This window comes from Streptomyces sp. NPDC006711, assembly GCF_042869775.1.
Lineage (GTDB): Bacteria > Actinomycetota > Actinomycetes > Streptomycetales > Streptomycetaceae > Streptomyces.
On sequence record NZ_JBIAGO010000015.1, the window covers coordinates 145,228 to 158,084 of the forward strand.

Annotated in this window: 6 protein-coding genes; 5 read left to right on the forward strand and 1 reads right to left on the reverse strand. The window is 71.2% G+C overall.

Annotation, left to right across the window (positions count from 1 at the left end):
* Positions 1-37: 37 nt before the first annotated feature.
* Positions 38-2,074 carry a M4 family metallopeptidase gene (locus ACFYM2_RS26210; protein ID WP_358999285.1) on the forward strand — a complete coding sequence of 679 codons (2,037 nt, stop codon included), beginning with the start codon at positions 38-40 and terminating at the stop codon, positions 2,072-2,074.
* Between the two features lie 125 nt (positions 2,075-2,199).
* On the opposite strand, the gene glgP is transcribed toward ACFYM2_RS26210, so the two are convergent.
* Positions 2,200-4,833, reverse strand: a complete 2,634-nt coding sequence (gene glgP, locus ACFYM2_RS26215) for an alpha-glucan family phosphorylase (RefSeq protein WP_388839594.1) — start codon at positions 4,831-4,833, stop codon at positions 2,200-2,202.
* Between the two features lie 367 nt (positions 4,834-5,200).
* Here glgP and ACFYM2_RS26220 point away from each other — a divergent pair, with 367 nt between their 5' ends.
* The 4 genes from ACFYM2_RS26220 (at position 5,201) to glgB (ending at position 12,855) form a co-directional block, all read left to right on the forward strand.
* Positions 5,201-7,300 (forward strand): maltotransferase domain-containing protein, encoded by a 2,100-nt coding sequence (locus ACFYM2_RS26220; protein ID WP_388839596.1) that lies wholly within the window; start codon positions 5,201-5,203, stop codon positions 7,298-7,300.
* On the forward strand, positions 7,297-9,012 hold the full coding sequence (gene treS, locus ACFYM2_RS26225; RefSeq protein ID WP_358999277.1) for a maltose alpha-D-glucosyltransferase: 1,716 nt from the start codon (positions 7,297-7,299) through the stop codon (positions 9,010-9,012). The genes ACFYM2_RS26220 and treS overlap by 4 nt, the downstream gene beginning before the upstream one ends.
* A 142-nt stretch (positions 9,013-9,154) precedes the next feature.
* Positions 9,155-10,522, forward strand: a complete 1,368-nt coding sequence (locus tag ACFYM2_RS26230; protein WP_388839599.1) for a maltokinase — start codon at positions 9,155-9,157, stop codon at positions 10,520-10,522.
* Positions 10,523-10,560: 38 nt separating this feature from the next.
* Positions 10,561-12,855 (forward strand): 1,4-alpha-glucan branching enzyme, encoded by a 2,295-nt coding sequence (gene glgB / locus ACFYM2_RS26235; protein WP_388839601.1) that lies wholly within the window; start codon positions 10,561-10,563, stop codon positions 12,853-12,855.
* Positions 12,856-12,857 lie beyond the last annotated feature (2 nt).

The following is a 12,857-nucleotide window of genomic DNA, read 5'->3' on the forward strand; positions in this document are numbered from 1 at the left end:
CCAGTCGGACCGGATCCCCCTCGCAGAAGGAGTTCGCGTGAGATCCACGCATCGTCGTCGCGCCACCGCCACCGGCGCCCTGTTCGCCGCGGCCGCCATGCTCAGCGTCGGCTTCCAGGCCGGGTCGGCCAGCGCACAGCCCGACGACTCCGCGGCCACCGCGGCCCTCAAGGCCCAGGCGGTACGCAATCCGGGCGCCCTGCCCGTGAGCCTCACCCCGTCCCAGCGGGCCGACCTCATACGCAAGGCCACGGCGACCACGGCGGACACCGCCAAGACGCTCGGCCTCAGCGCGCAGGAGAAGCTCGTCGTCCACGACGTGTCCCAGGACAAGGACGGCACGGTCCACACCCGCTACGAGCGGACCTACCAGGGCCTGCCCGTGCTCGGCGGCGACCTGATGGTCGACTCCGCGGCCGGCAAGACCAAGGACGTCATCAAGGCGAACAGCGCCCAGCTCAAGGGCGTCTCCACCGCCGCGCCGTCCGACGCCGCCGCCACCGCCGGCGCCCAGGCCCTCAAGGCCGCCAAGGCCGCCGGCTCCAAGGCGGACAAGGCCGACAGCGCCCGCAAGGTCATCTGGATGGTCAAGGGCGCGCCGACCCTCGCGTACGAGACGGTCGTGGGCGGGCTCCAGGACGACGGCACGCCCAACCAGCTGCACGTCATCACGGACGCCAAGACGGGCGCCAAGCTGCACCAGTGGCAGGGCATCGAGACCGGCGTGGGCAACACCCGCTACAGCGGGCAGGTCACCCTCGGCACCTCGCAGTCCGGTTCCAGCTACACGCTGAACGACACCGGCCGCGGCGGGCACAAGACGTACAACCTCAACCACGGCACGTCCGGCACGGGTTCGCTGTTCACCCAGTCCACGGACACCTGGGGTGACGGCACCAACACCAACGCCGCGACCGCGGGCGCCGACGCCGCCTACGGCGCCGGGGTCACCTGGGACTTCTACAAGAACGTCTTCGGCCGCTCCGGCATCCGGGGCGACGGCGTCGCGGCGTACTCCCGCGTCCACTACGGCAACTCGTACGTGAACGCGTTCTGGGACGACAGCTGCTTCTGCATGACGTACGGCGACGGGTCCAACAACAACGACCCGCTGACCGCGCTCGACGTGGCCGGCCACGAGATGTCGCACGGCGTCACGGCCGCCACCGCGGGCCTGAACTACGCGGACGAGTCGGGCGGCCTCAACGAGGCGACCTCCGACATCATGGGCACGTCGGTGGAGTTCTACGCCAACAACGCCTCCGACCCCGGTGACTACCTCATCGGCGAGAAGATCGACATCAACGGCGACGGCACCCCGCTGCGCTACATGGACAAGCCGAGCAAGGACGGCGGCTCCGCCGACAGCTGGTACTCCGGCGTCGGCAACCTCGACGTCCACTACTCCTCGGGCCCGGCCAACCACTGGTTCTACCTGGCGTCCGAGGGCAGCGGCGCCAAGGTCATCAACGGCGTGAGCTACAACTCGCCGACCTCCGACGGCCTGCCGGTCACCGGCATCGGCCGCGACAAGGCCCAGCTCATCTGGTACAAGGCCCTCACCACCAAGTTCAACTCCAGTACGGACTACGCCGGGGCCCGCGCGGGCACCATCGCGGCGGCGACCGAGCTGTACGGCGCGAACAGCGCCGAGGTCAACAACATCACCGACGCGTGGGCGGCCATCAACGTCGGCGCCCGGCACGGCGGCGGCACCGACCCCGGCGGCAAGGTCTTCGAGAACACCGCGAGCGTGGCCATCCCGGACTACCCGGGCAACGCCATCACCGACCCGGTCACCGTCTCCGGCATCTCGGGCAACGCGCCGAGCGCCCTCAAGGTCGGGGTGAAGATCACCCACACCTACATCGGTGACCTCCAGATCGACCTGGTGGCCCCGAACGGCAAGTCGTTCCGCCTTCAGAACTCGTCCTCGGACTCGACGGCGAACATGGACAAGACGTTCACCGTCAACGCCTCCAGTGTCGCGGCCAACGGCGTCTGGAAGCTGAAGGTCCAGGACATGGGCCGGTACGACACCGGCACCGTCACGGACTTCAAGCTCAGCTTCTGAGCCCGTCCGTGACCGCACCGCCCCGAAGGCTCACCTTCTGACCAGGCGGCTGGCCGGAAAGTGAAGGTGCCCGGAGCCCTTGAGGCTCCGGGCACCGCCCATGTCCGCGTCCGCGCGGAGCGGACTCAGCGCATCAGCACGCCCGCGCCCTCCCCCGTGGCCTCCGTCGGGCCGGCGACCAGGCCGAGCTCCGCGTGGGTCGCGAGCCGCGGGTGCGCCGGCAGGATCCGGACGGTGTAGCCGAACGGGCCGGTGCGGTCCAGGGCGAGCGGACCCTCGTAGATCCAGCGGCCCTCCAGGTCGGGGCCGCCCGCCGGTTTCAGCGCGAAGGCCGCCGCGTCCGCGATGGCGTCGGCCGCGTCCACCCGGCCGGCCACCGCCTGCACCTCGACGTCCTCGGGGCCGAGCTCGCCCAGGGCGACCCGCACCCGGAGCGCCAGCGTGGAGCCGAGCTCCGCGGTGCCGTTCGGGGCCGCCGCGTCGGGCGCCACCGCCTCCACGTGGTCGACGGCCACCCGTGGCCAGGCACCCCGCACCCGCGCCTTCCACTGCGCGAGCTCCCGCGCCGTGCCGGCGTCCATGGCGCGATGGGCGGCGGCGGCCGGCGCGTACAGGCGGGTGACGTACTCCCGCACCATCCGCCCCGCGAGCACCTTGGGCCCCAGCGTGGTCAGCGTCCGGCGGACCATCTCGATCCAGCGGTCGGGAAGCCCGGAGGGACCCCGGTCGTAGAAGCGCGGGGCCACCCGGTCCTCGATGAGGTCGTACAGGGCGTTGGCCTCCAGCTCGTCGCGGCGGTCCTCGTCGGTGGCCGCGCCGTCCGCGGTGGGGATGGCCCAGCCGAAGTCCGGCTCGAACCATTCGTCCCACCAGCCGTCCAGGACCGACAGGTTGAGGCAGCCGTTGAGCGCCGCCTTCATCCCGCTCGTCCCGCACGCCTCCAGGGGGCGCAGCGGGTTGTTGAGCCACACGTCGCAGCCGGGGTAGAGCTTCTGCGCCATCCTCATGCCGTAGTCCGGCAGGAACACGATGCGGTGGCGCACCCGGGGGTCGTCGGCGAACTTCACCAGCTCCTGCACGAGCCGCTTGCCGCCGTCGTCGGCGGGGTGCGCCTTGCCCGCCACCACGATCTGCACCGGCCGGGTCGGGTGCAGCAGCAGCTCCATCAGGCGCTCGCGGTCGCGCAGCATCAAAGTGAGCCGCTTGTAGGAGGGCACCCGGCGGGCGAAGCCGATGGTGAGCACGTCGGGACTCAACACCGAGTCGATCCAGCCCAGTTCGGCCGAACCGGCGCCGCGCTGGCGCCAGGAGGCGCGCAGACGTTCCCGGGTCTCGGTGACCAGCTGCTCGCGCAGTTCCCTGCGCAGCTCCCAGATCTCCGCGTCCGCGACGCCGCGCACCACGTCCCAGCGATCGGAGGCGCCGACGGTCAGCGCGTCCTCGGTGCGGCCCGCGCCGATCTGGCGGGCGCCGAGCCGGAAGACCTCGGGCGCCACCCAGGTGGGCGCGTGCACGCCGTTGGTGACGGAGGTGATCGGCACCTCCTGGGCGTCGAAACCGGGCCACAGACCGGCGAACATCTCCCGGCTGACGGCGCCGTGCAGGGTGGAGACGCCGTTGGCGCGCTGGGCGAGGCGCAGGCCCATCACGGCCATGTTGAACAGGTTCGGCTCGCCGCCGGGGTAGGTCTCCATGCCGAGCCGCAGGATCTTCTCGACGTCCACGCCGGGCAATTCGCCGTCGTCGCCCAGATGGCGGGCGACCAGCTCGCGGTCGAAGCGGTCGATGCCGGCCGGTACGGGGGTGTGGGTGGTGAAGACGGTGCCGGCCCGCACCGATTCGAGCGCGGCGTCGAATTCGAGCCCCTCGCCCGCGAGTTCACGGATGCGCTCAAGGCCGAGGAATCCGGCGTGGCCCTCGTTGGTGTGGAACACCTCGGGCGCGGGGTGGCCGGTGAGGCGGCAGTACGTCCGCACCGCGCGCACCCCGCCGATGCCGAGCAGCATCTCCTGGAGCAGGCGGTGTTCGCTGCCGCCGCCGTAGAGGCGGTCGGTGACGTCGCGTTCGCCGGGGCCGTTGTCCTCGACGTCCGAGTCGAGCATGAGCAGCGGCACCCTGCCGACCCGTGCCTGCCAGATGGCGGCGTGCAGGGCCCGGCCCCCGGGCAGCGCGAGCGCGACCTTGGCGGGGGCGCCGTCCGGCTCGCGCAGCAGCTGGACCGGCAGCTCGTTGGGGTCGAGCAGGGGGTAGTGCTCCTGCTGCCAGCCCTCGCGCGAGAGCGACTGGCGGAAGTAGCCGTGCCGGTAGAGCAGGCCGACCCCGATGAGGGGTACGCCGAGGTCGCTGGCGGATTTCAGATGGTCGCCGGCGAGGATGCCGAGGCCGCCGGAGTACTGCGGAAGGGCGGCGGTGACACCGAACTCGGGCGAGAAGTAGGCGATGGCGGACGGGAGTTCACCGCCGTGGTCCTGGTACCAGCGGTGGCCGTGCAGATAGTCGTCGAGGTCGTCGGCGGCCGCGGTGAGGCGGCGCAGGAAGCGGCGGTCCTGGGCGAGCGAGTCGAGCCGGGCGGCGCTGACGGCGCCGAGCAGCCGGACGGGGTCCTCGCCCGCCGCCCGCCAGCCGTCGGGGTCCAGGGACTGGAAGAGGTCTCGGGTCTCCGGGTGCCAGGACCAGCGCAGGTTGCGCGCGAGGTCGCTGAGCGGACGAAGGGCGTCGGGCAGGACGGGGCGTACGGTGAATCGACGGATTGCCTTCACGCTTCCACCTTCGCAGGGGACGTACAGAGCGGGGCGGCCACACCGCGATGTGCGCCCCTCCTTCACTCCCGAAGGTAGTGCCGGTGCGCCCCCTGCCACGACTGTGCCCCGCGGTCGGGCGCGGTCGGAATGTCCGGGCGCCCCCGCGTCGCGCCTTTCCCTGATACGGCGTCACCTCACCTTGGGGGAGGCAAAGTTTGCGCCGTTGTCGGCCCAAGGACGGGCGGATTCCTTGTCTCAACCGTTACGCGCAGGTAGTTAACAACCTGCCGGAATGCCCACCCGTACACCGTGGAAGGCTCACTCGGTAACACCTTCCCGCAGTGTTTCCCGCACGCCATTCGAGTGAACGCGGACAGGAGCGGCCATGCCCGCAGCCGGTCAGTCGCCAAGGGAGCAGCTAAAAAGGACAGACTCCCGCAAACGCGGCAAACCATACCAATCATCCGCAGGTGAACCCGTGAACCCGAACCCGTCCATCGGACGCATCCCCGTTCTCGACGTGCGCCCCGCCGTCGAGTGCGGCACCAGGCCGGCGAAGGCGGTGGTCGGGGAGACGTTCCAGGTGACCGCCACCGTCTTTCGCGAAGGCCATGACGCCGTGGCCGCCAATGTCGTCCTGCGTGACCCCGGGGGCCGCCGGCGCCCCTTCACCCCGATGCGCGAACTGGCTCCCGGCACCGACCGCTGGGGCGCCGAGGTCACCCCGACCTCCGAGGGCCGCTGGACGTACACGGTCGAGGCGTGGGGCGATCCGCTCACGACCTGGCGCCACCACGCCCACATCAAGATCCCGGCCGGGCTGGAGACCGAGCTCGTCCTGACCGAGGGCGCGGCGCTGTACGAGCGGGCGGCGGCCGGGGTGCCCAAGGCCAAGGGGCGGCGCGAGGCGGTCCTCGCGGTGGCGGACGCCCTGCGCGACACCTCCCGCTCCCCCGGTGACCGCCTCGCCGCCGCCGCGTCGCCCGAGGCGGACGCTGCCCTCGCGGCGTATCCGCTGCGCGATCTGGTGACCGCGTCGGCGCCGATGCCGTTGCTGGTGGAGCGCCAGCGGGCCCTGTACGGGTCGTGGTACGAGCTGTTCCCGCGCTCGGAGGGCGCCGTCCTGGCCGAGGGCAGGCCGCCGGTCTCCGGCACCTTCCGCACGGCCGCCGCGCGTCTGCCCGCCGTCGCCGCCATGGGTTTCGACGTTGTCTACCTGCCACCCATCCACCCCATCGGCACCACCTACCGCAAAGGCCCCAACAACAGCCTGGAGGCCGGGCCTTGGGACGTGGGCGTGCCCTGGGCGATCGGCTCCGCCGAGGGCGGACACGACGCCGTCCACCCCGATCTGGGAACCCTGGACGACTTCGACGACTTCGTGGCCGCCGCCCGCGACCTGCGCCTGGAGGTGGCCCTCGACTTCGCCCTCCAGTGCTCCCCCGACCACCCCTGGGTCGACAAGCACCCCGAGTGGTTCCACCACCGGGCGGACGGGACGATCGCGTACGCCGAGAACCCGCCGAAGAAGTACCAGGACATCTACCCCATCGCCTTCGACCGGGACATGCCGGGCCTGATCGAGGAGACCGTGCGGCTGCTGCGGTTCTGGATGGGGCACGGCGTACGGATCTTCCGCGTCGACAATCCGCACACCAAGCCGGTCGCCTTCTGGGAGCGGGTCATCGCCGAGATCAACGGCGCCGACCCGGACGTGATCTTCCTGGCCGAGGCGTTCACCCGGCCCGCGATGATGCGCACCCTGGGCACCATCGGTTTTCAGCAGTCCTACACCTACTTCACCTGGCGTACCACCAAGCACGAGCTCACCGACTACGTCACCGAGCTGGCCACCGAGACCGCGCCCTACATGCGGCCCAATTTTTTCGTGAACACCCCGGACATCCTGCACGGCTACCTCCAGGAGGGCGGCCGCCCCGCCTTCGAGGTGCGCGCCGTGCTCGCCGCGACGCTCTCCCCCTCCTGGGGTGTCTACGCCGGATACGAGCTGTGCGAGAACACCCCGGTCAGGCCGGGCAGCGAGGAGTACCTGCACTCCGAGAAGTACCAGCTGCGCCCCCGCGACTGGGAGGCGGCCGAGCGCGAGGGCCGCTCCATCGCCCCGCTGATCACCACGCTCAACCGCGTCCGGCGCCGCCATCCGGCGCTGCGCCAGCTGCGCTCGGTCCACTTCCACGACACCGACAACGACGCGTTGATCGCGTACAGCAAACGCTCGGGATCGAACACCGTTGTGGTGGTCGCCAACCTCGACCCCCACCACACCCAGGAGGCCACGGTCTCGTTGGACATGCCGGCGCTCGGCCTCGCCCGGGACGAGTCCTTCCCGGTGCGCGACGAGCTCACCGGAGAGACCTACCACTGGGGCAGGGCCAACTACGTGCGCCTGGAACCGGGCCGAGCGCCCGCGCACATCCTGGTCCTGCGACCGTCCCCGCCGATCGGAGGGTCACCCACACCATGATCGTCAATGAGCCCGTCCACGACACCTTCGAGGACACCCCGGCCAAGGACCGCGACCCCGAGTGGTTCAAGCGCGCGGTGTTCTACGAGGTGCTGGTGCGGTCCTTCCAGGACAGCAACGGCGACGGCGTCGGGGATCTCAAGGGCATCACCGCCAAGCTGGACTACCTGCAATGGCTGGGTGTCGACTGTCTCTGGCTCCCGCCGTTCTTCAAATCCCCTCTGCGCGACGGCGGTTACGACGTCTCGGACTACACCGCGGTGCTGCCCGAGTTCGGCGACCTCGCCGACTTCGTGGAGTTCGTGGACGCCGCCCACCAGCGCGGCATGCGCGTGATCATCGACTTCGTGATGAACCACACCAGCGACCAGCACGAGTGGTTCCAGGAGTCGCGCCGGGACCCGGAGGGCCCCTACGGCGACTACTACGTCTGGGCCGACGACGACAAGCAGTACCAGGACGCCCGGATCATCTTCGTGGACACCGAGACGTCCAACTGGACCTTCGACCCGGTCCGCAAGCAGTACTACTGGCACCGCTTCTTCTCCCACCAGCCCGACCTCAACTACGAGAACCCGGCCGTGCAGGAGGAGATCGTCTCCGCGCTGCGCTTCTGGCTCGACCTCGGCATCGACGGCTTCCGGCTCGACGCGGTGCCCTACCTGTACCAGGAGGAGGGAACCAACTGCGAAAACCTTCCGGCAACGCATGAATTCCTCAAGCGGGTGCGGGCCGAGATCGACGCGAGCTACCCGGACACCGTGCTGCTCGCCGAGGCCAACCAGTGGCCGGAGGACGTCGTCGACTACTTCGGCGACTACGCCAAGGGCGGCGACGAGTGCCACATGGCGTTCCACTTCCCGGTCATGCCGCGCATCTTCATGGCGGTGCGCCGCGAGTCCCGCTACCCCGTCTCGGAAATCCTCGCCAAGACCCCGGCCATCCCGAAGAACGCCCAGTGGGGCATCTTCCTGCGCAACCACGACGAGCTCACCCTCGAAATGGTCACGGACGAAGAGCGCGACTACATGTACGCCGAGTACGCCAAGGACCCCCGGATGCGGGCCAACATCGGCATCCGGCGCCGCCTCGCCTCGCTCCTGGACAACGACCGCAACCAGATCGAGCTGTTCACCGCGCTGCTGCTCTCGCTGCCCGGCTCGCCGATCCTGTACTACGGCGACGAGATCGGGATGGGCGACAACATCTGGCTCGGCGACCGTGACGCGGTGCGCACCCCGATGCAGTGGACCCCCGACCGCAACGCCGGGTTCTCCTCCTGCGACCCGGGCCGGCTCTTCCTGCCCACGATCATGGACCCCGTCTACGGCTACCAGGTGACCAACGTCGAGGCGTCCATGGCCTCGCCGTCCTCGCTGCTCCACTGGACCCGGCGAATGATCGAGATCCGCAAGCAGAACCACGCCTTCGGACTCGGCTCCTACACCGAGCTCGCCTCCTCCAACCCGGCCGTCCTGGCCTTCCTGCGCGAACACGGCGACGACCTCGTCCTGTGCGTGCACAACTTCTCGCGCTTCCCCCAGCCCACCGAGCTGGACCTGCGGGCGTTCAGCGGGATGCACCCGGTGGAGCTGATCGGCGGGGTGCGCTTCCCCGCCATCGGCGAACTGCCGTATCTGCTCACCCTGGCGGGGCACGGTTTCTACTGGTTCCGGCTGCGGAAGGACCCCACCCCTCCCGTCACCGTCTGACCGGAGCCCGGGCGGAGCGGTTTCCAGCGCTCCGCCCGGGGCACTCTGAACCCCGACCCCCGCGCGCCGCCGGACAGCTTCTGTTGCAATCCGGGACACTCTGCGCAACTTGATTGTGTGCCCGGGGAAAGGACGCGCCGCCATGCCGAAGGCCGCACCGCCCCGTACCACCGGCCTCCCCCTCACCAGGCTGTTGACCTCGCTCGCCCCGCTGCTGCACGAATGGCTGCCCCGGCAGCGCTGGTTCGCCGGCAAGGGGCGCCCCGTCGCCGACTTCGCGCTGCTCACCGCGACGGAGCTGTTGCCGGGCTTCCTCCATCTGCTCCTGCGCACCGAACACTCCGCGCCCCCGCCACCCCACGACGGCGCCGCGCCGCCCGCCGACTGCTACCAGCTCCTCATCGGCGTCCGCGACCAGCTGCCGCCCCGCCTCGCGCCCGCCCTGATCGGCCGCGCGAGCCAGGGCCCGCTCGCCGGACGCACGGTGTACGACGCGCTCCAGGACCCCCAGTCCGCCGGGCTGCTCCTGGAGCGGCTGCGCAACCCCGGCGCCGTGGGCCCGCTGTGCTTCGAGCGCGACCCGAAGGTGACGGTGCCGCCGGGCCTCGTGCCGCGGCTGCTCGGCGTGGAGCAGTCCAACTCCTCGCTGGTGTACGGAGATACGTTCATTCTCAAGGTGTTCCGGCGGGTGCAGCCGGGCGTCAACCCTGACCTGGAGCTGCCCTGGGCGCTGGCCCGGCAGGGCTGCGACCGGGTGCCCGCGCCGGCCGCCTGGTTCAGGACCGCCGAGCCCCAGGAGACCACGCTCGGCGTGCTCCAGCCGTATCTGCGCGGCGCCGACGACGGCTGGACGCTCGCGCTCGCCTCGCTCGCCGACAAGCGCGCCTTCACCGACGAGGCGTACGAACTGGGTCGGGCCACCGCCGATGTGCACCTCGCCCTCGCCGACGCCTTCCCCACCGTCTCGCTCGGCCGCCCCCAGACCGCGCTGATCGCGGCCGCGATGACCGAGCGCCTTGACGCCACCGCCCAGGCGGTGCCCGCGCTCGCGCCCTACGTGCCGGGGCTGCGGGCCGCCTTCGACGCGGTCGCCGGGCTCGATTCGGCCGGCACGGCGCAGCGCGTCCACGGCGATCTCCATCTGGGCCAGGCCCTGCGGGCCGGTACGGGTCCCTGGTCGGTGATCGACTTCGAGGGGGAACCGAGCCGCCCGCTCGCCGAGCGCCGCCGTCCGCAGCCGCCGGTGCGCGATGTCGCCGGCATGCTGCGCTCCTTCGACTACGCGTCCTGTTCCGCCCGTCCGGTCAACCCCGCCTGGGCCGGGGAGTGCCGGGCCGCGTACTGCGCGGGCTACGCGGCGCGCTCGGGCCGCGACCCCCGCGAATCGCCCGAGCTGCTGCGCGCGTACGAGACCGACAAGGCGGTCTACGAAGTGCTCTACGAGGCCCGGCACCGTCCCGACTGGCTGCCCGTGCCGATGGCGGCGATCGACCGCCTGGCCGGCGCCTGAACCCACCCGCGCACGACGCCCTCGAGGAGGCAGTCCCCGTGACCCCCCGCTCCGCCCGCAACTCCTCCGAACCCGCCCCGCGCGCCGGGGCCCCCGCGGCCACGGCGGCCAAGCCGGCCAAGGCGCCCCCCGCGCCGCGCCGGGCCGCGAGTCGCGGCGTACGGCCCGCTCCCGCCCTCACCTCGGCGGACCGGGGGCGTCTGCTCTCGGGCGGCCACCACGATCCGCACTCCCTGCTCGGCGCGCACCTGGTGCGCGGCGGTGTGGCGATCCGCGCCCTGCGCCCCTACGCGCAGGCGGTGACCGTGCTCGGCAAGGGGCTGCGGGCCGAGCTGCACGACGACGGGGACGGCCTGTTCTCCGGGGTGCTGCCGCTGCGCACGGTCCCGGACTACACGCTGCTCGTCACCTATGACGACAACGAGATCGAGGTCCACGACCCCTACCGCTTCCTGCCCTCGCTCGGCGACCTCGATCTGCATCTGATCGGCGAGGGCCGCCACGAGGAGCTGTGGAAGGCGCTGGGGGCCCGCCCGATGACGCACCAGGGCGTGAGCGGCACCCGCTTCACGGTGTGGGCGCCCAACGCCCAGGGGGTCAGGGTCACCGGCGACTTCACCTACTGGGACGGCGCCGCGCACCCCATGCGCTCGCTGGGCTCGACCGGTGTGTGGGAGCTGTTCCTGCCCGGCGTCGGCGACGGCGCACTCTACAAGTTCGACATCATGCGCCCCGACGGCAGCCACACCCTGCGCTCCGACCCGATGGCCCGGCGCACCGAGGTGCCGCCGGCCAACGCCTCCATCGTCACCGAGTCCCACCACGTCTGGCGCGACGAGGCGTGGATGGCGCGCCACGGCGCGCGCCCGGTGCACGAGGCGCCCTTCTCGGTCTACGAGGTCCACCTCGCGTCCTGGCGCCCCCGCCTGACCTACCGTCAGCTGGCCGACCAACTCCCTGCCTATGTCAAGGACTTGGGCTTCACGCACGTGGAGTTCCTGCCGGTGTCCGAGCACCCCTTCGGCGGCTCCTGGGGCTATCAGGTCACCGGTTTCTACGCGCCCACCTCCCGCATGGGCACCCCCGACGACTTCCGCCACCTGGTCGACGCGCTGCACGAGGCGGGCATCGGTGTGATCGTGGACTGGGTGCCGGCGCACTTCCCCAAGGACGACTGGGCGCTCGCGGAATTCGACGGGCGCACCCTGTACGAACACCAGGATCCCACCCGCGCCGAGCACCCCGACTGGGGCACCCTCGAATTCGACTACGGCCGCAAGGAGGTGCGCAACTTCCTGGTGGCGAACGCGACGTACTGGTGCGAGGAGTTCCACGTCGACGGCCTGCGCGTGGACGCGGTCGCCTCGATGCTGTATCTGGACTACTCGCGCGAGGACGGCGAGTGGAGCCCCAATGAGCACGGCGGCCGCGAGAACCTGGACGCGGTGGCCTTCCTCCAGGAGATGAACGCGACGGTCTACCGGCGCTGCCCCGGCGTCGTGACCATCGCGGAGGAGTCCACCGCGTGGGACGGCGTGACCCGGCCCACCGACCACGGCGGTCTCGGCTTCGGCCTGAAGTGGAACATGGGCTGGATGCACGATTCGCTCGGCTACGTCCAGCACGAGCCGGTGCACCGCAAGTACCACCACAGCGAGATGACCTTCTCCATGGTGTACGCGTACAGCGAGAACTACGTGCTGCCGATCTCGCACGACGAGGTGGTCCACGGCAAGCGGGCCCTGGTGTCGAAGATGCCGGGCGACTGGTGGCAGCAGCGCGCCACCCACCGCGCCTACCTGGGCTTCATGTGGGCCCACCCCGGCAAGCAACTCCTGTTCATGGGGCAGGAGTTCGCGCAGGGGGCGGAGTGGTCCGAGGAGCACGGCCCCGACTGGTGGCTGCTCGACCCGTCCTACGGCGCCGAGCCCGACCACCGCGGCGTACGGGATCTGGTGCGCGACCTGAACCGGGTGTACGCGGACCTGCCCGCGCTGTGGGAGCGCGACACCGACCCTGCGGGCTTCTCCTGGATCGCGGGCGACGCGGCGGAGGACAACGTCTTCGCCTTCCTGCGCCACGACGCGGCGGGCTCGCCGCTGCTGTCGGTGTCCAACTTCTCGCCCGTGGTCCGGGCGGAGTACCGCCTGGGTGTGCCGGACACGGTCTCCGCCTGGCAGGAGCTGCTGAACACCGACGAGGCCCGCTACGGCGGGGGCGGCGTCGGCAACCCGGGGCCGCTGAAGCCCGAGCCGACGCCGTCCCACGGCCGCCCGGTCTCCCTCGGCCTGACCCTGCCACCGCTCGCCACGGTGTGGTTCCGGCCGGCGTGAGA